The following is a 21,365-nucleotide window of genomic DNA, read 5'->3' as shown; positions in this document are numbered from 1 at the left end:
GCGTGACCCGGCCGCCGGAAGCGGCCGGGTCGTCCGCGGTGAGTCGGCCGATCAGCTGATCGTGTCGACGTTGTTCGCCAGATCCGTGTAGTCGACCTTCTCGGTCGGGTCGGTGCCGTTGAGGTACTCCTCGACGTTGGTGTAGCCGTCGTTGTCGGAGTCTTGGCTGCCGTCGGAAGCGGAGGCGGGGTCGAGGCCGTGCTTCTTTTCCCAGGCGTCCGGCATGCCGTCGCCGTCTTGGTCGGCTGGGATCTCGTTCTCGTCGGCGGCGTACTCGGGGTAGCCGCCAACCTGGTCGGGATCGCTGACGATGCCGTTGCGGTGGGTCACCTCGCCGGAGCGGACCATCTGGACGACGCGTTTGTCGACGGGGTCGCGACGCGGGAGCGTGGCGCCCGCCTTGGCGAGGACATCTTCAAAGGCTTCCGTGGCGGTCTGCTGGTTGACCGGCCAGCCCTCGAAGGGGGTGTGAACGCGGGCGTGCTCTAGGTCTTGGGCGCTGCCCTCGATCTTCATGCCCTTCCAGTTGTCGGCCGTCACGTCGGCGTGGCCCTCGACGAGGTTGCCGGCCACGTACCACTTGCCCGCTCGTTTGTCGGTTTGGGGGTACCAGTCGCCCCGGAATCGGCTGCTGGGCGAGTACATGTCGCGTTGCTCGATGCGGGCGATCGTGCTGAGCATGTTGTCGTTGGTCGCCGGGCCGGGCTTGTAGTAGTTATTGATGACGTTGATTAGCGAGGTCTCGTCGCCGCCGTCCATCGTGCGGTGGCGCCAGTTGAAGATAACGTTGTTTCGGTAGTCGAACTCGCCGCTCATGCCGATCGACGGGTTGCGCCCGGTGTTGCAGGCGAACAGGTTGTGGTGGAAGGTCGAATCGACCCCGCCCCAGGTGCCGCCGAACTCGTGGCCCGGTTTCATGCCTTCGCTCGAGATGCAGTACTGGATCGTGAGGTTGCTCACGGGGCCTTTGACCCGCGTGATCTTGCCGGGCTCGTTGGGGTCGGGCATCGGGGCCATGCGGCGGTAGAGCGACAGGTTCTCGTCGCGTCCCCAACTGGCGGTGCAGTGGTCGACGATCACGTGGTGCTCGGGGTGGCCGCCGATGTTGTCCGAGCCTTGGCCGCCGGAGGTGAGACCGCGCCGCACGCGCAGGTGGCGCACGACGACGTTGTGCGTGTTGATGTCGAGCGAGGCGTACGCCAAGCAAACGCCGTCGCCGGGGGCCGACTGGCCGGCGATCGTGATGTTCGGGTGATTGATCTCGAGGTTCGACTCGAGTTCGATGACGCCCGCCACGCGGAAGACCACGATGCGCGGGCCCTCGGCCTCGAGCGCTTCGCGCAGGCTGCCCGGTCCGCTGTTGCTGAGGCTGGTAACCGCGATCACCTTGCCGCCGCGTCCGCCGGTGGTGAACATGCCGCCGCCCCACGCGCCGGGGAAGGCGGGTACGCCGTAAGGCATGACGAAGGGCAGGGGCGGGGCCATGCCGGGCTCGGGCTCTTGCACCGTGGCGCCCGCTGCTTGGCCGAACGCCTGGCAGGGGATGAGCAACGCCATAGCCAACGCGAGACAAGCCGTGGGGAATCGATGGTTCTTCGGCACAGAAAGACTCCTGGAGCGTAGGTGATCAACAAGGGGAGGGAGGAGACGTGTCGTCGCCGTGCGCATCGTGACAGCGATCGCGATGCGCACGGCGCTTGAGTTCTACAGAGCTCAGCGCGCCGAACGCTTGCCGCCGGCATGGGCCGATGTGCACCAGCGAGGCGTTCCCTTAAAGGGGCGCCCGGCGCGTGGTTATTTTAGCCGATTGGCCGCTGGGCTGCCCATGGCCCGCCGCCCTGCGTGGCGGGGTGGGGGAGCTTGAGTGTCGGGGTTCTCACCGACGCTGCTTTGGCGTTCGGCGCCCCTATAGCTTTTCCCCCAAGTCAGCCAACGGCGACCGGTTCAGCCAACGGCGACGGGCTCGGCCGTTGGCAGGTCGACTGCACCGAGTTCAGGCGGCACGCAAACTTGTTGCTCGCCGCCGGTCTCACCGCCGGACTCGTCGTGCGACTCGCAGTTGTAAGCGGCCAGTTTGTTGAGGCCGTCGAGCGCGGCGACCTTGTAGCACTCCGCCATCGTGGGGTAGTTGAAAACCGCGTCGCGGAAGTACTCGATCGTGCCGCCGAAGCTCATCACGGCTTGGCCGATGTGCACGATCTCGGTGGCCGCCTCGCCGATGGCGTGGACGCCGAGCAGCTGGAGCGTTTCGCGGTGGAAGAGCAGCTTGAGCATGCCGGTCTTGTCGCCCGTGATGTGGCCGCGGGCGATCTCCGAGAAACGGGCGATGCCCATCTCGTACGGCGCGTGGTCGGCGGTGAGCTGCTGCTCGGTCTTGCCGATGAGCGAGATCTCCGGCACGGTGAACAGGCCGTAAGGGATTTCGCCCGACGGCGGGCAGGGGACGCCGAACATGTGGCAGACGGCCTGGCGGCCCTGCTCCATCGACGCGCTGGCCAGGGCGGGGAAGCCGACCACGTCGCCGACGGCGTAGATGTGGGGGACCTCGGTCTGGAACGCCTCGCTGCACTTCAGCCGGCCGCGGTTGTCGGGGTCGAGCCCGGCGGCGCCGAGCTTGAGTCGGTCGCTGTCGCCCTGACGGCCGACACTGAAGAGAACGGTCTCGCCGAGGATGCGTTTGCCGCTTTCGAGCTCCACCGCGACGACGCCCTCGCGGACCTTGCGGACCTCGCTCACCGCCTCGCCGAGGCGGAACGCCACGCCGAGCGAGCGGCCGTGGTAGACGAGCGAGTCGACGATCTCGCGGTCGCAGAAATCGAGCAGCCGATCGCGGCCGTCGATCACCGTCACGCGCACGCCGAGCGTGGCGAACATCAGCCCGTACTCGATGCCGATCACGCCGCCGCCCACGACGACCATCGAGCGCGGGATGCGGTCGAGGTCCAAGAACTCGTCGGAGTCGAAGACGTTGCGGCCGTCGAACGGTATGTGGTCGGGTCGCGCCGGGCGTGTGCCCGTGGCGATCAGCACGTGATCGGCCTCGACCACCTGGGTGGCCTCGCCGTCGTCGAGCTCCAGCTTGTTGGGCGACAGGAAGCTCGCCTCGCCGAAGTAAGTGTCGACGCCGTTGCGGTCGAACTGGTCCTGGATCACTTCCCACTCGTTGCGGCTGACCTGCTCGAGCTTCTGACGCAGGGCGTCCATTGTGATCGACGCGCGGTGGCGGTATTGGTCGCCGTAGACCTCGCGTTGGCGGAAGCCGGTGAGGTGGAGGATCGCCTCGCGCATGGTCTTCGACGGGATCGTGCCGGTGTGCAGGCAGACGCCGCCGACTAGCTCCTTGCGGCGTTCGACGATCGCAACCCGCTTGCCGAGCTTCGCCGCGGCGATGGCCGCCTTCTGTCCGCCGGGCCCGCTGCCGATTACCGCCAAGTCGTAACGCATGGTCGTGTCTCTTCCGTCGATGTAAGGTTATCGCCTCCGTGGGCGCGTGGCGCCCGATGGATAAACCTAGGGCGTGAACAAGCCCGGGGCCTGTCGCCGTGCGGCCTGCGGCATTCCTACGGAGCGGCTGGGGCCGGTCGCGCGGGTCGTGGGGGTTGGGGCGGGGCGAGAGAGCGCCGCCCGCTCAGGCGAACCAGGCGAGGATCTGCGCGTCGTCTTCGAGCGTGTCGACCACCAGGTCGGGGCCTTCGGCCTCGATGACTTCCACCGGCGTGTGCCCGGTCGGCACGCCGACGGCCAGGGCGCCGATCGCGTGGGCGCAGGTGATGTCGTTCGGCGTGTCGCCGATAACGACCACCCGCTCATGGCCATCGTGGGCCGAGAGCGGCTCGGCTTGGTGCCGCGCCCGGGCCAGGGCGACCGACGCCGCGGCGATGTCGTCGCGCATCGGCAGGTCGTCGCCGAAGCCGCCGAACGCGAAGCGGTCCCATAGGCCGTAGTGCGAGAGCTTGGCCTCGGCGCCGCGGCGGATGTTGCCCGTCAGCAGGCCGATCTGCACATCTCCCTGCGCCTCGAGCTTGTCGAGCAACGCCACAACACCCGGCAGCACCGTGCCGACACACTCGGCGAGCTTCTTGGTGAGCCTCGGCAGGTAGCCCGCTTGGAAACGGGACCAGTTCTCGGGCGTGTCGCCAAGCTCATGGATCTCGAGCAGGTCGCCGGCGATCGCCCGATCGCTGCGGCCGGCGAACGAGATCGATCGCGAGATCTCCGGCACGCCGAACTCCTCGGCAAACGTTTGGGCGAACGCCTGGACGCCAGCGCCGCCGGTTTGCACGAGGGTCCCATCGATGTCGAATAAGCAAGCTTTCATGACAGCGATTGTAGGGCGAGACCGGCCGACGGCAACGGTCGGCTCGTTCGACAGGCTCGTTGCTAAGCCGTGACCTTCAGCCCGGCGATGCCGCCCACGATCAGCAGCAGGAATAAAACACGCCACGCGGTGACCGGCTCGGAGAACAGGGCGATGCCGAGCACCGCGGTCCCGACGGCGCCGATGCCGGTCCATATGGCGTAGCTGGTCCCGATGGGCAGTGTTCGTACCGCCATCGCCAAGAGCACGAGACTGAGGACCATGGCGACCACAGTCAGCACGCTCGGCAAGGGCTTGGTGAACCCGTGGGAGTATTTCAGGCCAACGGCCCAGCCGATCTCCAACGCGGCCGCTACGAACAGATATACCCAGGCCATATTGATCTCTTCGATTCCAAGGTGGCGGTTGGCCGCTCGGCGGTAGCGCTGGCCGCCTCGCGCTATTTGAGCGGCGGCAGGCCAGCGGCGTTGCGGTGGGTGTTGAGCAGCGCGAACGCGCGTGGCTCGAGTTTGAGCAGCTTGAGGAGCTGCGTACGCGAAACGCCGAGCCGCTCGGCGGCCGCGGCGTCGTCCCACTCCGTGGCGGCGAGTGTGTCGAGCGCCTCGGCCAGCAGGGCGGGGAAGTCGGCGTGGCCGGGATTCACCGAGATCTTGCCGCCGCGGGTGCGCCCTGTCCACAGCGGGCTCGGATCGGCGGGCGCTTCGTCGCGGGTTTCCAGGGCGAGGTTCACCCGCAACCGACCGACGGCGACCTCGTGGTTGGCGTGCTGGCTGCGACGCTCGTTGGCCTCGGCCACGACGCCGGTCGGCGTGTGCGTAAGCACCACGGCGGTCTCAACCTTGTTGCGGTGCTGCCCCCCGGGGCCGCTGCGCCGAAGGCGGCGTGCGTCGCACTGCTTGAGTAGCTCGTCGATCGGCAGCTTGGCGGGGTGCATTAGGTTCACCACAGAGAGCACAGAGGACACAGAGTAGGAAAGAAGGAACGAACGGTGAAGAATGGAACGCGGATTAACGCGGATCAGAACTGGAGCTAATCCGCGATAATCCGCTGCATCCGCGTTTATCCACGTCCTATTCGTCTCCGTCCTTCTCCGTGCCCTCTGTGTCTCTGTGGTTAATCAAGCAGCTTCGCCACGTCGAGGGCGAAGTAGGTCAGCACCCCGTCGGCGCCCGCTCGTTTGAACGCTACTAGGCTTTCGAGCATCGCCCGCTCGCGGTCGATCCAGCCGCGTTCGGCGGCGGCCAAGATCATGGCGTACTCGCCGCTCACCTGATAGGCGAACGTAGGCGCGGCGAACGTCTCCTTCACTCGCCGCACGATGTCGAGATAGGGCATGCCCGGCTTGACCATCACCATGTCGGCGCCCTCGGCTAGGTCGAGCTCGACCTCAAGCAAGGCTTCATCGGTGTTGGCCGGGTCCATCTGGTAGGTTTTTTTGTCGCCCTGGCCCAGGCTCGACGTGGAGCCGACCGCGTCGCGGAACGGGCCGTAGAAGGCCGAGGCGTACTTGGCGGCGTACGCCATCAGCAGCACCCGCTCGAAGCCGGCGTCGTCGAGCGCCTGGCGGATGCGGCCGATGCGGCCGTCCATCATGTCGCTCGGGGCGATCACGTCGCAGCCCGCCTCGGCCTGGGCGATCGCCTGGCGGCAGAGCAGCTCGACCGACTCGTCGTTCACCACGTAGCCGCCGCGCACCAGGCCGTCTTGGCCGTGCGACGTGTAGGGGTCGAGCGCCACGTCGCACACGACGCCGACGGCGTCGCCAAGCTCGGCTTTGATCGCCCGGGTCGCGCGGTTGATGAGGTTCTCGGCGTTGACCGCTTCGAGGGCCTCGTCGGTCTTGAGCCCGGGGGGCGTGGCGGGGAACAACGCCACGGCCGGGATCCCTAGCTTCGCCGCCTCGGCCACAACGCCGGCCACGGCCGCGATGGGATGGCGCACGACGCCCGGCATTGAGGCGATCGGCTCGGCAGCGTCGCCCTCGCAGACGAACAGCGGCCAGATGAGGTCGGCCGTCGTGAGCGTCGACTCGGCGACCAGCCGCCGCGACCACGCGTGCCGCCGCAGCCGACGGGGGCGGGTCGAGGGGAACGAACGGGCGGCGGGGCGAATGGGGTTGGTTGGCATGGCTCTGAGGCTCATCGCGGGCTTCTGGGCGAACACTTCCGTTATCGGGAGCCGCCCACTTAGAATCAACGGTCCGCCGAAAAATTGAACCGCCACGACGCGAAGGACGCCAAGAAGGAAAAATGAAGAATGGACAGGATCACAGGATCGGCAAGGAGATCAACAGGATGATTGTTCTTGCCGTCGATCCCTTTTGTATCGGGTAATCTTGTCTGCTTCGTCCTTCCTTGGCGCTCTTGGCGCCTTGGCGGTTCCCCCTCACTGCTAAAACGCCATGAACGATCCCACGCCCAACGCCGAACGCTCCATGCCCGCCGGGCCGCCGGAGATGTCGGTCGGGCCGTTCCGCTTTACGAGCGTGGGGGTGCGCATCAAGGGCCGCCCCGATATCGACGCCTGGAAGGGCCCGCTGCAGTTCGCCCTGTGGTGCCAGCGGGCCGGGCCGTGGTGGATTGGCGACCTGCTCAACGCCGGCGAGGACAACTTCGGCGAGGTCTTCTCGCAGATGTGCGAGGGCGCGATCTCGGGCGATCAGCTCAACCGCTACGCCTCGGTCGCTCGCCGAGTGCCGATCGGCAACCGGTTGGCGTCGCAGTCGTGGTCGGCCCACGTCGCGGTGGCGCGACTCGACAACGCCGGCCAACGCCGCTTCCTCAAGCTCTCTGAAAAACATGGCTGGTCGAGCGAAGAGCTGCGACGCAACGTGCGCGACTACCAGCGGCAGCGGAAATCGGAATAGCCACGACGGTCATGACTAAGCAGGATGTTGCCCACGAATACGCGCGAACCGTCGAATCCCCTCCCCCACAGGGGGAGGGGATTACTTTATTCGCGAGTTTTCGTGGGCGGCTTTTTCTTCTTTCCTGACTTCGTCGTGTCCGTTGTGCCGTCGTGGTTCATTTTTTAGCGGCCAGATATTAGATTGCCGCATCATCCATCGCTTCCAAGGCCAAATCGGCTACTCGGTGAGCGGGACGAACTCAAACTTGCCGCCGTCGAACAGGCCGAGGTCGCTGAGCTTGAGCGCTGGGATGACCAGCAGGGCCATGAAGCTGAGCGTCATGTAAGGCGCCCGCAGCGGCGAGCCCCACGCTTTGACGAGCCTGTCGAGTTTGCCGTACGCCTCGCCCACCTCCTGGCACGTGCCGGTCGCCATCAAGCCGGCCACGGGCAGCGGCAAGACCTCCGAGGCGCCGTCGGCCGCGCACGCCGCGCTGAGCCCGCCGCCGGTGCGCATCACGAGGTTGATTGCCTCGGCCAAGTCGTTGTCGCTGGCGCCGACGGCGATTACGTTGTGCGAGTCGTGGGCGACGCTCGAGGCGAGCGCCCCACGCGTGAGCCCGAAGTTCTTGATGAACGCCACCGCTGGCTCGGCCTTCGTGTATCGGTTTACCACGACGAGCTTCAGCACGTCGTTGGCCGGGTCGCTCTGGTAGGCGTTCGCCTCGATCTTGGCCGGCAGCGACAGGCAGCCCGTCACGAGCTGGCCGTCGACCGCCTCGATCACACGGATCATCTCGCCCACGGCGGGCGCCTTGAGGGTGTCGGCGGTGACTTCCTGCGGAGTGAATTTGTTGGCGACCGCCGGCTCGACGCGGGGTAGCAAGGTTTTGCCCGACTCGGCCACGAGCTCGCCGTCGATCCAGGTGCGCTTGACGCCGAACTCGCTGAGCGAGTCGATCTCGACGAAGTCGGCCGGGTCGCCGACGCGGAGCTGGCCGACCGGCAGGGAGTAATGCTCCACGGGGGTGACGCACGCGGCACGGAGGGCGTCGTAAACGTCAACTCCGGCCGCCACGGCCCGGCGGAGCAGCGTGTTGATGTGGCCCAGCGCCAGTTCGTCCGGGTGCTTGTCGTCGCTGCACAGCATCGTCATGCCGGGCGCCTCGCCGATGAGCGACACGAGGGCGTCGAAGTTGCGGGCGGCGGAGCCTTCGCGGATCGAGATTTTGCAGCCCGCCGCGAGCTTGTCGAGCGCCTCCTCCTTGGTGAAGCACTCGTGGTCGGTCGTCATGCCGGCCGCCACGTAGGCGACCGCCTCGTCGCCGCGGAGGCCGGGGGCGTGGCCATCGACCGGCTTGCCGAGCTGCTTCGCCGCGGCAATCTTCGCCAAGCACTCCGGGTCGCCCCCCAGGACGCCGGGGAAATTCATCATCTCGCTGAGGTAACCGATCCGCGAGTCGGCGAGCAGCTGCTCCACTTCTTCGACCGTGATCACGGCGCCGGCGGTCTCGAACGTTGTGGCCGGCACGCACGAGGGGGCCCCAAAGCAGAATTTGAACGGCGAGTGGCTCGCGTTCTCGAGCATGTACTCCACGCCCGCCACGCCAAGCACGTTGCCGATCTCGTGCGGATCGGAGACCGACGCCACGGTGCCGTGCGTCACCGCCGCGCGAGCGAACTCGGTCGGCACAAGCATCGAACTCTCGACGTGCACATGGGCGTCGACGTAGCCGGGCGTGAGGTAAGCGGCTGCGGGCTTCTCGTCGCCGAGCCGCTCGATGGCGGCGATCTTGCCCCCTTCGATACGGACCTCGGCGTAGTAAGTCTCGCGGGCGACAACGTCAACGAGGTTGGCGACAACAGAAAACTCGGCGGGCATAGGGCTTGGTAGCAGGGCTTGCTGGGAAGGAAGTGGATTGCGGCGTGGGCTTGCGGTGTCTGGCCACGGCAGGGCTGGCGAAGGGCGATTATAGCGGGCCCACCCCGCAGGGGCGCCAGCGTTGCGGGCGGCGACTCTGACGGTTGGGGTGACTTTTCCGAAAGTTCCGGGCCCTGGCGTCCCGATACCCTCTCTTGAGCAGCGATCCAGGGGGGCCTGGCGTCGCTGACAACGCGCCAGCAAGACGCGGGACGCCTGAGGAGAATTCCGTTGCTCGACCGCCTTTGCGCGGCCCGCGAACCGACTACGCCCCCCGTAAGGATCATAGCGATGCGTCACCACGACCCGTCGAACCGCCGCGCCGCACCGGCCGCGACCCTGCTGCTTGCCCTCGCCATCACTCCCGTCGTGGGGTTCGCGGCCACCGAGGCCGCTGGCGATGAGCTCGCCTGGCAGTCGAGCGGCGTACGCCAAGCCTCCCACACCGCCGCGTCGAGCACGGCGCCAGCGGCCAAACGGCCGACGGCTCAGGCGCCGGCCGATCGAACCACCGCCCAAAGGCCTGCGGCGCAGGCCCACTCGACGCAACGCGTCGCGTCGGCCGCTCCCAAGCGGACCGCGGCGCCCCAGACGGTCGCCCCGTCTCTTACGGCTTCGGCGAACGCGTCGCTCGCCACTCTGGCCTCGGCCGGCGTGAACGCGGCGCACCTCGATCCGGCCGTCACTCAGGCCGGTCTGTTCCACCACGGTGGTTACGGCGGCGGCTGCGGGTGTGGCGCCTCGTGCGGCTGCGGCGACGATTGCGGCTGCGGCCCCGTCTGCGAGCCGGGTTGCGGGTGCGAGGAAGCGACCTGTGGCGTGCCTTACTACGAAGAGCCTAGCTGCGGCTACACCGAACCGGGCTGCGGCGCGGGTTGTGGCGACGCCTGCGGATGCGGCGACTACGGCGACGGTTGCGCCGTGTCGATGGGCTCCGACTGCGTTTGCGGCGACGTCGGCTGCTGCGGCGAGTGCGGCTGCGGCGACTCGTGCGGCTGCGCCAAGAGCCTCGGCGGGTGCATCGATCGCGGGGCCGTCCCGCTGGTGCTGTGCGTGCCGCCGATCAAAGACATCTCGCTCTTCTCGGGTGTCCACGGGTTCAAGAACCCGCTCGACGGGACCCGCGATCAGGGCAACTTCGGCTTCCACGAGGGGCTGAACATCGGCGGCAAGATGGCTTGGCTGCCGCTGCCGCGCCTCGGCTACCAGATCGGCGGCCAGGCGGTCCACAGCCAGCTGCACGGCACGCTGTCGCCCGGCACGGACGACTCGCACACGCAGGCGTTCTTCACCGCGGGCCTGTTCCATCGCAAGAAGGTCGGCATGCAGTACGGCGTGGTCTACGACATGCTCCGCGACGAGCGGCTCGGCTCGGAAGACTACAACCAAGTTCGCGGTTTGATCAGCATCACGAACCCGCGCGGCAAGGAAGTTGGCTTCGAGTTCTCGACGCACGTGAGCGAAACACAGACCGCCGCGAGCTACTTCCGCACGGTTGACCAGTACCTGCTGTTCTGGCGGCTCCACGGCAAGGGCGACGGCGAGTTCCGCTGCTACGGCGGCTTCAGCGACCAGGGCGACGGCATCGTTGGCGGCGACATCCACGTGCCGCTGGCCGGACGCTGGTCGTTCGAGTCGGGATTCCGCTACCTGATTCCCGAGAACGCCGACGCCGCCAATGGCGTGATCGACGAGGCCTGGAACCTCGGCATGAACCTGGTCTGGAACTACGGTTCGGGCCCGAAGCGGCGTAGCGACAACATCTTCCGTCCGATGTTCTCGGTGGCCGACAACAGCTCGCTGATTGTCGACCGGCGCCCGTGAGCCGAAGCGATTTCGAGCGATCTAAGCAGAGTAGGCAAGCCGCCGGCGAGGGTAATGAGCCCCCGCCGGCGGCTTTTTGCATGCTGGGAGCGGATTTTGGGCCGCCCTCCAGGGGGGAGTTGTGGAGGCAAACGCCCGGCTAAAGGCGTCTATCAAAACGGGCCCCAAAACCTTATACTGCCTCACCTTATGCGGCTCCTACGGGCGTGACGACAGCGAACGTCAACGGGGGCAGCCACCGAACACCCCCCATTTCCGAGGCCTCCCCGTGCGAAGCCCGCAGCCAGAGTCGCAGCCAATGCTGTCGGCGACGACGCCGCGACCCGCACAGGGCGATGGCTCGATCCGCCCCTCGCACAACCAACTCCATGCCCACACCGAACAACTCCTGGGACGACCTGCTCCGCGACATCGGCGTTGAGTCTGATCAGACCGCCGGTGACGACGTCGCCAGCGAAGCTACCGACAACTCAGCTGCCGACAACGCAGCTCCTGTCGAAGAAGCTGCCGCCGAAGAGGCGGCTAGCGAAGCTTCCACCGCTGAAGAGCCCATCGAGCACGAGATCCCGCAGCAAGCGCCCAGCGGTTGGGACAGCTTGGTCGACGAGCTGGGCGTGACGCCGACTGCGGCCGCACCGCCGTCGCCCGCGCCGGCCGTTCCGCCGACGCCCAAGCCGGCCGCCCCGCCGGTAGCGAGGAAGCCGGCGCCCAAGAAGCCCTCGGCATGGGACAGCGACCTTGCCCCGGCGACCCCCGCTGCGAGCGAGGAGCCTGCTGAAGCGTCTGCCGCCTCGACGGCCGAGCCCACCAAGGCCCCCAAGCGATCCAAGCCGGCCCGCGATCCGTCAACCACCCCCAAGGCGGCCCCGAAAAGCCGCGGGTTTGGCGCAGGAATCGATGGCGTTGAGGGCGACGGCGCCAGCAAAGACGCCAGCGAGACCGCGAAGGATGAATCGCGTGACTCGGGTCAGCCGGCCCGCGGCGGCGGAGAGTCGGCCGACAGCGATCAAGAAGACGGCGAGAAGAAGCCGCGTCGCCGACGCCGGCGTCGTGGACGCGGACGTGGCGGCCGCAAGGACGAATCGGCTGGCGACGAGCGTGATTCGGAAGACGCCGACAGCGACGCCACCACCCCGGCCGTAGCCAGCGAGGCGACGACTGACGAGGCCGCGGCGACCGACGAAGCTGTGGAAGAACTCGCCACGCCCCCTACCCCTGTGCAGCCGGCCTCGGAGCAAGCCGCCGCTGAGCGACAGGCCGAGGCCGAGCCGAGCGGCTTCTCAAGCTGGTTCCCGTTCGCCGGTCGCAAACGCGCCCGGGCCACCGCTCCCACGCCAACGGCTGAGCCGAAGGCGGTTGAGCAGGTCGAAGAGGACGAGAAAGACAAAGTCGCGGCCGCTGTGAGCGAAGGCGCCGAGACCGCCGACGCCGAAGAGGACAAGACCGACGAGAGCGGTGAGCAGAAGCCGCGTCGCCGGCGGCGCCGCCGGCGCGGTCGCCGCAAGAGCGAAGGCGACAGCGAGAGCAACGAGGAGAACCCGGACGCCAGCTCCGATTCCGATACCGACGCCGACGCGGATGGATCGGCCGCCTCGGAAGAGGCTGACTCGGAAGAGGGCGATGAAAAGCCGCGTCGTCGCCGGCGCCGGCGGCGTGGCGGCAAGTCACGCTCCGAGGGCGGTGACGAAAATAGCGGCGATTCGTCGGACGCCTCGGAAGCCTCGGCCGAATCGAGCGAAGACGACGATGAGGAAGAGGTCAAACGCGTTAGTCACAAGAACATCACGTCGTGGCAAGAGGCGATCGGCGTCGTGGTCGACGCCAACATCGCCGCCCGTCCGGAGCGGATGAAGAACAACCGCGGCGGGCGTGGCGGACGCGGCGGTTCGCGTGGCGGGTCACGCGGAGGACGCGGGCGCCGACGCGACAGCGGGAGCAGCAGCAACAACAGCTCTTCGTGAGCGGTTCCGCGACGCCAACTATTTCGCCAACTGCGGCGCTAGCTGCGGCCCCGATTCGGCGTCATCCTGCGTGCGGGCGGCCTCGCGCCACAGCCCGACAAAGGACTTGCGCGGCGCGGGCGTAGCTTGCGCAGGCTCGGCAGCCCACGGCTCTTGCGCGGCGCTAGCTGGGGCGGCTGCGGCTGTGGCTGATTCTGCTGTGATTGACGCGGTCTGGTAAGCGACCGGCGTCGCTCGACCCTCGATGCCGATCTCGCTGAGCGGCGCTTCGGGTCGCTGGGCGGGCGCCGCGCCGCCGCTGCCACAACTCTCGCACTTCTGCAGTGCGGCGAGCGCCGTCATCCGCACCCGCTGTGATCGTTCGCCCGGGTTGCCGTCTTGGTTGCCGCCCGAAACGCAGACCGACAGCGCCTGGACCACGGCCGGCGTGCAGCAACAGCCGCTCAGCAGCGAGCGGGCCGCCTCAAGCCGCACGCACTCGTCGCTGTCGGCGCGGAGCGCGGCGATCAGGCCCGCCTCGGCCTCGGGATAGTAACGGCAGTCGAGCCCGGCGAGGTAGGCGACCGCTTCGCGGCGGATCTTGGCCTGAGACTTCTCCAAATTGATTTTTGCAGCCGCAGCCACGGCGGGGGGCGGTGGTGGGGGCGGAGCGGGAACGGCGCCCGGCGCCATGCCGATCGGCGCCGCGGCGTTTTGCTCGACCGCGGCGGCGAAATGGTTGTCGGGCGGCGCCGGGATGAGGCCGCCGCTCATCGCGCTGAGCGGCCGAACCGCCTTGCGCAGGAACCTGCCGAACTCGGAGGTTTGGCAGTGCAGCTTCATCCGGCGGTAGGTCCAGGCCGTCTTGCCCCAGAAACCGCGGTTCGTGGTTTCGGCCTCAGCCGCGGCTGGCGAGGGGAAACCAGGCAGGGATTGCGCCCGCGTCTCTCCTGCGCAAGCGGCAGCGGCCGCCAGCAGTGCAGTCGCGATTAAGAGGCGTTGGGCCTGTGTTTTGTAAGGCACGCGGGCTATGGGGGGTCGAGTAAGCACTTTTTGGCCGCTACCACACTGGCCGGCCATAGTCGGAGGGTCGGTTGTGACGATCACATCAACAGTTCCGTTGGTCGACTTCTCTGTGTTTCGGCAATCGACCCGACCCACCGCGCTAAAAACCTCGTCTGTCATCCACGGAATCCATGCCTCACGCCAAGGAACGCCCACGCCGCACACCGCTCTCCTTCGGAGGGAGCCCGCTGCGCCGTGCGTTCGTGCTGCTAGCGGGGCTGGCGGTGGGGCTCATGGCTTGTGAGCGTGTTGTGGGCAAACCGCCGGAGGTGATTCGCTTGCCGCCGACCGGCGTGGAATTGCAGACACCGCTTGTGCTTACCCCAGCGACAGAGGCGGACAAACAGCCGTCCGCCGACGATTCGCCGAACGCCCCTTCGCCCCCCGGAACGGCGAAGCCCAAATCGACCCCACCGCCTAGGCCTACGCCTACGATCACCCCGCCTCCGACGCCCAGCCCGCCGCGACGACTCCCGACACCGGCCCCGCAGACCGCTCCGCTACCGGCCCCGCAGCAGTCGGCAGCGCCGGCGCCATTGCTCGAGCCGCGTTCGGTCGCCACGCCGCCCTCGCCCCAGAGTCCGCTGGCCGCGTTGGGTGAGATCAGCTTCTGCGATTACTGCGGGGGCGGCTGCCAGGGCGGGAGCTGTTGCCCCGACTGCCAGGGGGGCTCGAAGAGCCACCGCTTCTTAGGAGCGGTTTACCGGGGGCTATGCTGCCCCGACCCGTGCTATCAGCCGGTGTGGCGGCCTACTGACGACGCCGCGTTCTACACGACCGCCGCGCGTCCGGTGAACCAGCAACGCTTCCGCTGGGACCACGGCAACGATCTTGTCACGCCCGACCGGGCGGAGTTCTTCTGGGCGCGGGCCGACACGACGGGCGCCGGTCCCCGGCCCGCCGCCGGCGGCGATCCGGCGTTCGGGCCGGTCGACTACGACGAGATCCGCCATTACACCGAGGTGGCCCACGGGTCGTTTGGCGCGTCGGTGGAGTACAGCTACCGATCGGTCGAGTACAACGGCGCCGGCGCGGCCGGATTCGGCGACCTGACGATCGGCACAAAGACGATGATCTTCGACACCGAGCTGATGCAGATCGCCTTCCAGATGAACACGCACGTGCCGCAGGGCTCGGCGCGCAAGGGCTTGGGCACGGGGCACGTTTCGCTCGAGCTGGGCCTCGTGTTCGGCCTGAGCCTCACGCCCGACACGTTCGTCCAGGCCGACGTGAGCGAGTGGATCCCGCTGGGGGGCGACGCCGACTACGCCGGCGCCGTGGTGCGTTATAACGCCTCGTGCAACCACGTGCTTTGGCGGCCGCACCGCTGCATGCCGCTCATCGCTGTGAGCGAGCTGAGCGGCTGGCGTTTTCAAGACGGCGCGTTTACCGGCCCCACGGCCGCCCAAGCGACCCGCGCCAGTGGTTCGACTTACCTGCAAGGCTCGCTTGGCATGCGGCTGTTCTTCTGCGACCGGGCCGACTTCGGGGTTTCTTACACCCGCCCGGTGGGCGACTACAGCTGGGTTGATTCGATGTTCCGCACCGAGCTGCGGTTTCGGTACTGAGTGTGCTTCCCCTCCCCGGTAGGGGGAGGGAGTTTTTTACTCGGCAGCCGGCACGGTTGGCGCTGCGCGATCCCAGTGCCAGCCATCGAGCACCCCGCCCGGTGTGGTTGCAACGGCAACAGCCTTGCGGGCGTGGTGGCGTTCGAGCAACTCACTCGCGAGTTGCTTGCCGAGCGCGGGGTCGACCGTCGGCGCCGCCACAGGCTCGGTGGCGGGCAGTTCGGGCGCCTTGCCGGCGGCCAACGCCTTCTGCTTCGTTTGGATCTGCTCCTTGTTCTTGGCGGCCATCTCCGCCGACTTCCGCCGCTTCGCTTCGAGCTTGGCGATCGCCTCACGCTGGGTCGGCACGAGCATGTGCATCTGGCGCTGCGCCATCCACGAGACGCGGGCCAACTCGCGGCGGAGCCGCTCGTCGATGGCACCCTGCTGGGCGTCGCCCAGTTCGCGGTGCAAGTCGGAGAACGACTGCACAGCCCGGAAAATCGAGCTCTCGTTCATACGGCTGCTCCTGGTAGGAATGGCTTGTGGGATAACGGTTCGACGCGGGCGTCGCACCGCGGACAGAAGGCGGCCAACCAATGCGCCGACCACGGGCCGCTCCAACTTGTTCCGATCGACGCGGGCAGCAGGAAGTCGCCGCCGCACGCCGGGCAGGCCCGCCACTCGCTCGGGTCGCTCGTCGCATCACGCACGGCGACCAGCACGCCGCCGATCACTTCGGCCGACGGCGCCGACGGCATCCACCGCTCATGCAGCCGCTGGCGCCGCATCCGCACAAACGATCCGCCGCTTGGCCCGTGGTTGGGCCCGTCGTTGGGGCCGTCGTTGGGGCCGTGGTTAGGATCGAAGAGCGTGACCGAGTCGCGCCGCGCTCGCACCACGGCCGAGAAGTGGCCCTCGGGCCGCCCGGGCGTGATCAGGTGGTTGAGCACCACGCGCCAACCCATGGCGTGCAAGGCGTTGAGCGCCGGCGGCGCTTTGCGATCGGCTTGCAGGCAAACGGCTGACAGGCCATGGCTCAGGGCGTCGTCGGCCAAGCGGTGCGTGCGGATGCGCGGCTCGCCCGCCGAATCCGGCTCTGCCAACCGGCGCCAGATAGCGGGAGCGTCGGCCCGCAGGCCGAGCGAGGCGTAGACCCGCGCCAGGGCGTGGGCGCCGCAGGTGCGCTGGTCGCGATGGATCGAGAGCGACCGGCTCCGCTGGTTGGGAATCGTTCTGCTGAAAGTCTTCATTGGGGTTCGCCTCCCGCGGCCGCTGCGAACGAGGTCATTCCGGTCTGCACCTCGGCGGCGAGACGCAGAGACTGCATCAGACGGCCTTGGCGTGTTGGCGGGTCGGGATCGGCGGCGGCCTTGAGCACCGCGTTGGCGACGATCTTCTCGGCCAAACCGGCCGGCGGAGAGACGGCGGGGCAATCGGCCGGGGCGATGCTGCCCCCCGCCCAGAAGGGCGCCATGGCGAGCGCTCCCCAAGGCTTCTCGCCGCCCGCCTTGTCGGCGATCGCTTTCGCCTCGAGCCGTTTCTCGTCGTCGGGGCACAAGACCCACTCGACCGCGGCGTCGACGGCCGCCGACTCGAGGCCTTCGACTTTCAGCTTGAGCCGTTTGATGTGGTCCCAAACGCAAAGGCTGCCCCACCACACGGCGCGTCGCGGCCCGAGGCTCACGGCCGCCAGCAGCACGGCGTCGCCCAGGCGGCCCTCGTCGATCAGCCGGGCGAAGAACGCGTCGGCGGTCTCATCCGGGTAGGGGGGGCGGTCCCACGACCCGGCCGACGGCGCGCGGCTCAGCAGGTCCGTCGCCATTTCGGCGTCGGGCTCGGGCAGGTCGTGTTGGTCGCCGAGGAACATGGTCGGTCGCCGCGTTATGAGCACGCGAACGCTGCGTGCAGAAGGTTGATTCGTTGATCGCTGTGGGGGTCACGCCCGTGGGGACGCCATCGTGTTCAGCCGCCTAGCATCACGGTCGGGGCGCCCAAGACGATGGCGCCGCCGTGGGCGAGGGAGTCGCCCATCCGTGCGGCCGGCATGCCGCCAACCATCACGGTCGCACTCCCTTTGACCACCGAGTCGGGCGGCCCAACGCAGACCGCCATGTCGCCTACCACCGAGGCGGGCAATCCGGCCATCAGCACCGTGGGAGCGCCCGGACCGGTGATCGGCCCGCCGACATGCGGGATCGGCGGCACACCGGGGGTGACCATCGGGCAGACGTGCATGTCGGTCAGGCGGGCGGCGGGGGGCATGGCGTTTGGTCTTCAGTTCGGATGTTGGTCGTCATGATTCCCCTCCCCATCAAAGGGAGGGGAGCAATTTAATTCACCATCACCATCGCGCCCTTCACGGTCGTTTGGCCGGCGGCCGAAAGTTCCGCGGAGGCCGTGCCGGTGGCCGTGAATCCGTTCTGGGCGGTGTGTGTGATGTCCATCGCGCTGGTGGTTTGGCCCGAGGTGTCGACCGCCACGCTGTTCGAGCCGCTGCTCATCGTGACTCCCGAGGTGGTGATCTCGAGGCACGGGCCGCCGGAGCCGACCGTCAGCTTGATGCCGTCGCTCGTCATCGCGATGACGGCCCCGCTGTCGCCGCCGACCGACAGGTTGATGCTCTCCGGGTCGAGCACCGCCTTGCTGCCGCTGTCGCCACCGGTGGTGATGGTGATCGTGCCTTGGTCGCCGGTGGTGGCGTCGATCTGGCCGACGTCGCCCGAGCGGCGGATCTGGAAGGCGGCCGGGCCGCAGGCGATCGTCGTCTGGCCGCTGGCCGTGATGGCCACGGCGCCGTTGTCCTCGCCGCCCCCCTGCGAGTCGAGATGGATCAGCGACGGGTCGGTGTCGTCGTCCGCCTCATCGCTCGGCCGGGCGCGGACCGAGACGTTGCGGGCGCCGGTCATCAGCAGCCCGTCGTAGCACTCGTAGACGTCCGCCTCCTCGTCGCTGCCGAACTCGATGTCGACATCAACGTCCTCCGGCTCGTCCTCGTCGCCAGACGCGTCGACGCCGGCGTCCGAGTCGTCGCCGCTGGCGTCTGAATCGGCGTCGGAATCATCGTCCGAGTCGTCCCCGGAATCGTCGCTATCCGACTCGGCGTCGTCGGCCGAGAGATCCTGTGAGGCCGCTGCCGACTCTTGTTCGGAGCTGATCTCTTCGCCCTTCGAGCTGAGCGATTCACCTTGATCCGTGGCGGCTTCGGCGAAGGCGGTGATCAGCGACGCGTAGTCGTCGCCCAGCACGTCGGCGTGGTCGTTGAGGCTCGACGCCTCGCCTTGCTTGTCGATGCCGGCGTCCTGCGTGCCGAGGCCCTGCTCGTACTCGATCAGCAGGTTGAGCAGCGTGCCCGAGAGCCCGCGCGGGCCGAGCAGCCGCATCAGCACCTCGAGCTTCTTGGAGTCCCTCCCCTCGTTCAGTGCGCCCAGCAGCAACAACGCCGTCGACGCCGAGGCGATGCCTCCCACGTACTGGGTGCGTGTGTTCGACTCGGCAAAGTTCTCGCGCACGCGGCGTGTGACCTCCGCGCCGTGGCGGATCGTCGTCGACGGGCCGTAGTGCAGCGACCGGCTCGAGCCGAACACGCCCGACCATTGGCCCATGGGGAAGGCGTAGTCCTGGATCTGCTGGGCCTGGTCGTCGTCGACCCAGCCGAGCGGATCCATGACGATACGCATGTTGCCGCCGAGCACCACGTTGCCCACCGACGCGAGTGGCATGCCGCCGGTGATCGTCGAGGTGTGCCCGAAGTTGAATTTGATGTCGGACTCGAACTGCGTGAGGGCGAGCTTCTTGCCCCACTTCTTGGCGAGCGCGGCGTGCTGGCCGTCGATCCCGGAGACTTTGGGCTTAGCCACACCGCCGCCGGCGCCCGAGCCTAGCGAAGCGAGCAGCGACCCGCTCATCCGCACCGCGGCGCCCGGCACGTGCTGGTGCTGGCTCTCCTTGGAGCGGACCACGGCGTGCCGCTTGGAGCGGACCTCGACGTGCTCGTTGCCCGGCTCGTCGGAGAACGTGAGTCCGCCGAAGTCGACCGCCGGGTTGCCGTTCACGGTGCACGACTTCACGCCGTTCATGTCGGCGTGCAAGGGCATCGGCATTGGCGGCATGTTCTTGGCGTTGTAAAGGCTGCCGACGATCACCGGCCGGTCGGGGTCGCCATGCTCGAAGGCGACCAACACCTCTTGCCCGTGCCGCGGCCAGAAGAAGGCGCCCCAGCCGTTGCCGGCCCAAACCTGGGCGACCCGCACCCAGCAGGAGCGGTCGGCCACGTTGGCGGTTTCTTCCTGCTCGGAATCGTCTCCATCGGCCCCGCCTCCCTCGGACGCGTCTCCTTCGGCGGCGGCCGGCTCTTCGCCCTCGGCGGGGGCGTCGGCCCGGCGGTCCCAGGGGAACCACACCTTCACGCGGCCGTATTTGTCGCAGAACAGTTCGCGGAGCTTCTTGGGGTCTTCCTCGTTGGCGGTGAGGTCCGACACGACCCAAGCGCTCTGCACGCCGCTGATCACGGGCTTGGGCGTCCGACGCACGGGCCGATAGACCAGGTCCGACGGCTGGCAGACGAACGCGTTCTCGTAGTGCAGCTCGTCGTCGGAGGGGGCCGACGTGAGGCCTATGCCGAGCTCCACTTGGTGGCTCACGGCGGTCACTAGGTAATCGCCGTCGGCGTTGAAGTGGCCCTTGAGCGTGAACACGTGCCCCGCAGCCAACGGCAGCACGTCGCTGCGGGCTTCGATGGTCAGACCAACCAGCGTAGCGATCTCGCTGCGCAGCCGCGCCTCGGCCACGGCGTCGTCGGCCAGGTTCTTGATCGGGCTTTCGTCGAAATCGGCCGGGTCGGGGTCTTGCTCGGCGGTCGCCACGCTGTCGTAGCGCGAGGCGTAGCCGCCGGGGTAGCCGAACGACTCCCAGGTCTCGCCCGTCGGGTTCGGTTTGTGTGTCACCGTGCCGACCGTGAAGCTCTCGGCCAGATCGCGTTGGCCCTCGAGCGGCTTGCGAGGCAGCTGGAAGTGCGGGTCGTGGCAGGTGAAACGCGTGGGAGTGAGTTGTTGGGTCTTCGTCCAGCTCGTGACGGCCACCTCGTCCTGCACGCCCCCGTCGAGCTGGCGGAAGACCACGTCTTCCATCCCCTCGGGCTTGGCGCATTGCGAGGAGTCGTCGCAAAGCACGAGTGTGTGGTCGTCGTCGGAGTGCTCGAACCAGTAAAAGAGGCCCGCCTCTTCAATCAGCCTGCTGAAGAACGCGAGGTCCGATTCGCCGTACTGCACGCAGTAGTTGTGCGGCTGGCGGTCGTCCGCGTGGGCGAAGGTCTTCTTGACCGTCAGGCCGTCGAGCAGGGTGTCGAGCACGTCGTCGACCTTCTGGTCCTGGAAAACACGAAAGCCTGTCTGCAGCCCTAGCAAAGCGAGTTTTGGCTCGACCACCGCGTCGTAGTAGGTGAAATCCTCGTCCTGCTTGTGCTGCGAGAACCGTGTGACCACGCCATTCCACGACCGCGACTCGCTGCCGGGCACGTCGACCGTCACGGTGACCGATTGCCCCAGCAGGTCGGAGAAGTCGATGTCGTCGCGTTCCGAGACGAGCGCCAGCTCGAACCGGAACAACGAGCAGAGCCCCTCGCCGCCGGAGAAACGCGTGATCAGCAGCGACTCGTCGTCGAGCGGAGTGTCGATCCTCAACGCGCGGTCGTCTTGGCTCGGCTCGTCTTCGTCTTGAGCGTTATCGGGCATGCGTTCGTTGCGGGAGAGGGTGGCGCGGCGCCGTACGGATTCAGTTCTTCGGCTTGCTGCGAGTAGGAGAAACGGCAAAAGGAGTCTGCCGGCGAGGAAAACCGCTCCGCGTGCGTCGCGGCTACGGGTGGCGCGGGTCGCGCCGGTCGATCGGGTTGCGACGGGCCGACC

Annotated in this window: 17 protein-coding genes; 4 read left to right on the top strand and 13 right to left on the bottom strand. The window is 67.8% G+C overall.

Annotated elements, in window-relative coordinates; all coding sequences use genetic code 11:
- Positions 1-51: 51 nt before the first annotated feature.
- From Mal64_RS02395 to hemB, 6 genes are all read right to left on the bottom strand, one after another.
- Entirely contained in the window at positions 52-1,602 is a 1,551-nt protein-coding gene (locus tag Mal64_RS02395) for a pectate lyase family protein (protein ID WP_146396509.1), read from the bottom strand.
- A gap of 342 nt (positions 1,603-1,944) precedes the next feature.
- Entirely contained in the window at positions 1,945-3,444 is a 1,500-nt protein-coding gene (sthA, locus tag Mal64_RS02390) for a Si-specific NAD(P)(+) transhydrogenase (protein ID WP_146396506.1), read from the bottom strand.
- 184 nt (positions 3,445-3,628) lie between these two features.
- Positions 3,629-4,318, bottom strand: a complete 690-nt coding sequence (locus Mal64_RS02385) for an HAD family hydrolase (RefSeq protein ID WP_146396503.1) — start codon at positions 4,316-4,318, stop codon at positions 3,629-3,631.
- A 62-nt stretch (positions 4,319-4,380) separates the two neighbouring features.
- Entirely contained in the window at positions 4,381-4,695 is a 315-nt protein-coding gene (locus Mal64_RS02380; RefSeq protein WP_146396500.1) for a DMT family transporter, read from the bottom strand.
- 62 nt (positions 4,696-4,757) lie between these two features.
- Complete coding sequence (locus tag Mal64_RS02375) at positions 4,758-5,252, bottom strand: peptide chain release factor family protein (RefSeq protein WP_146396498.1); 495 nt, start codon at positions 5,250-5,252, stop codon at positions 4,758-4,760.
- 179 nt (positions 5,253-5,431) lie between these two features.
- The gene (gene hemB, locus Mal64_RS02370) at positions 5,432-6,445 is read right to left on the bottom strand and encodes a porphobilinogen synthase (protein WP_146396495.1); all 1,014 of its coding nucleotides are present in this window, start codon (positions 6,443-6,445) and stop codon (positions 5,432-5,434) included.
- A 274-nt stretch (positions 6,446-6,719) separates the two neighbouring features.
- Between hemB and Mal64_RS02365 the strand changes: the two genes are divergently transcribed.
- Positions 6,720-7,184: a DUF1016 domain-containing protein gene (locus tag Mal64_RS02365; RefSeq protein WP_146396492.1), complete on the top strand. Its 465-nt coding sequence runs from the start codon at positions 6,720-6,722 to the stop codon at positions 7,182-7,184.
- Positions 7,185-7,403: 219 nt separating this feature from the next.
- On the opposite strand, the gene ade is transcribed toward Mal64_RS02365, so the two are convergent.
- Positions 7,404-9,047 carry an adenine deaminase gene (gene ade / locus Mal64_RS02360; protein ID WP_146396489.1) on the bottom strand — a complete coding sequence of 548 codons (1,644 nt, stop codon included), beginning with the start codon at positions 9,045-9,047 and terminating at the stop codon, positions 7,404-7,406.
- A gap of 330 nt (positions 9,048-9,377) precedes the next feature.
- Here ade and Mal64_RS02355 point away from each other — a divergent pair, with 330 nt between their 5' ends.
- Complete coding sequence (locus tag Mal64_RS02355; RefSeq protein ID WP_146396487.1) at positions 9,378-10,910, top strand: DUF6666 family protein; 1,533 nt, start codon at positions 9,378-9,380, stop codon at positions 10,908-10,910.
- 368 nt (positions 10,911-11,278) lie between these two features.
- On the top strand, positions 11,279-12,871 hold the full coding sequence (locus tag Mal64_RS02350; RefSeq protein WP_146396482.1) for a hypothetical protein: 1,593 nt from the start codon (positions 11,279-11,281) through the stop codon (positions 12,869-12,871).
- 18 nt (positions 12,872-12,889) lie between these two features.
- Here Mal64_RS02350 and Mal64_RS02345 read toward each other — a convergent pair whose 3' ends face one another.
- Positions 12,890-13,873, bottom strand: coding sequence for a hypothetical protein (locus Mal64_RS02345; RefSeq protein ID WP_146396479.1), 984 nt, complete (start codon positions 13,871-13,873; stop codon positions 12,890-12,892).
- Positions 13,874-14,451: 578 nt separating this feature from the next.
- On the opposite strand from Mal64_RS02345, the gene Mal64_RS02340 reads away from it, so the two are divergent.
- Positions 14,452-15,483 (top strand): hypothetical protein, encoded by a 1,032-nt coding sequence (locus tag Mal64_RS02340; RefSeq protein ID WP_146396476.1) that lies wholly within the window; start codon positions 14,452-14,454, stop codon positions 15,481-15,483.
- Positions 15,484-15,519: 36 nt separating this feature from the next.
- Here Mal64_RS02340 and Mal64_RS02335 read toward each other — a convergent pair whose 3' ends face one another.
- From Mal64_RS02335 to Mal64_RS02315, 5 genes are all read right to left on the bottom strand, one after another.
- Positions 15,520-15,981, bottom strand: coding sequence for a hypothetical protein (locus Mal64_RS02335; RefSeq protein WP_146396473.1), 462 nt, complete (start codon positions 15,979-15,981; stop codon positions 15,520-15,522).
- The gene (locus Mal64_RS02330; protein ID WP_146396471.1) at positions 15,978-16,715 is read right to left on the bottom strand and encodes a hypothetical protein; all 738 of its coding nucleotides are present in this window, start codon (positions 16,713-16,715) and stop codon (positions 15,978-15,980) included. Before Mal64_RS02330 ends, Mal64_RS02335 begins: the two co-directional genes overlap by 4 nt.
- On the bottom strand, positions 16,712-17,356 hold the full coding sequence (locus tag Mal64_RS02325; RefSeq protein ID WP_197525366.1) for a DUF6931 family protein: 645 nt from the start codon (positions 17,354-17,356) through the stop codon (positions 16,712-16,714). Before Mal64_RS02325 ends, Mal64_RS02330 begins: the two co-directional genes overlap by 4 nt.
- Positions 17,357-17,427: 71 nt before the next feature.
- A complete protein-coding gene (locus tag Mal64_RS02320; protein WP_146396467.1) occupies positions 17,428-17,727 on the bottom strand; it encodes a PAAR domain-containing protein in 300 nt (99 codons plus the stop codon).
- Positions 17,728-17,795: 68 nt separating this feature from the next.
- Complete coding sequence (locus Mal64_RS02315; RefSeq protein ID WP_146396465.1) at positions 17,796-21,194, bottom strand: type VI secretion system Vgr family protein; 3,399 nt, start codon at positions 21,192-21,194, stop codon at positions 17,796-17,798.
- Positions 21,195-21,365 lie beyond the last annotated feature (171 nt).

This window comes from Pseudobythopirellula maris (genome assembly GCF_007859945.1).
Classification (GTDB): Bacteria; Planctomycetota; Planctomycetia; order Pirellulales; family Lacipirellulaceae; genus Pseudobythopirellula; species Pseudobythopirellula maris.
This window is presented reverse-complemented; position numbering and strand designations above follow the sequence as displayed.

Excerpts from the sequence above, each read along its gene's own strand:
- sthA (WP_146396506.1), bottom strand. The coding sequence starts at position 3,444 with ATGCGTTACGACTTGGCGGTAATCGGCAGCGGGCCCGGCGGACAGAAG.
- Mal64_RS02385 (WP_146396503.1), bottom strand. The coding sequence starts at position 4,318 with ATGAAAGCTTGCTTATTCGACATCGATGGGACCCTCGTGCAAACCGGC.
- Mal64_RS02380 (WP_146396500.1), bottom strand. The coding sequence starts at position 4,695 with ATGGCCTGGGTATATCTGTTCGTAGCGGCCGCGTTGGAGATCGGCTGG.
- Mal64_RS02375 (WP_146396498.1), bottom strand. The coding sequence starts at position 5,252 with ATGCACCCCGCCAAGCTGCCGATCGACGAGCTACTCAAGCAGTGCGAC.
- hemB (WP_146396495.1), bottom strand. The coding sequence starts at position 6,445 with ATGCCAACCAACCCCATTCGCCCCGCCGCCCGTTCGTTCCCCTCGACC.
- Mal64_RS02365 (WP_146396492.1), top strand. The coding sequence starts at position 6,720 with ATGAACGATCCCACGCCCAACGCCGAACGCTCCATGCCCGCCGGGCCG.
- ade (WP_146396489.1), bottom strand. The coding sequence starts at position 9,047 with ATGCCCGCCGAGTTTTCTGTTGTCGCCAACCTCGTTGACGTTGTCGCC.
- Mal64_RS02355 (WP_146396487.1), top strand. The coding sequence starts at position 9,378 with ATGCGTCACCACGACCCGTCGAACCGCCGCGCCGCACCGGCCGCGACC.
- Mal64_RS02350 (WP_146396482.1), top strand. The coding sequence starts at position 11,279 with ATGCCCACACCGAACAACTCCTGGGACGACCTGCTCCGCGACATCGGC.
- Mal64_RS02335 (WP_146396473.1), bottom strand. The coding sequence starts at position 15,981 with ATGAACGAGAGCTCGATTTTCCGGGCTGTGCAGTCGTTCTCCGACTTG.
- Mal64_RS02330 (WP_146396471.1), bottom strand. The coding sequence starts at position 16,715 with ATGAAGACTTTCAGCAGAACGATTCCCAACCAGCGGAGCCGGTCGCTC.
- Mal64_RS02320 (WP_146396467.1), bottom strand. The coding sequence starts at position 17,727 with ATGCCCCCCGCCGCCCGCCTGACCGACATGCACGTCTGCCCGATGGTC.
- Mal64_RS02315 (WP_146396465.1), bottom strand. The coding sequence starts at position 21,194 with ATGCCCGATAACGCTCAAGACGAAGACGAGCCGAGCCAAGACGACCGC.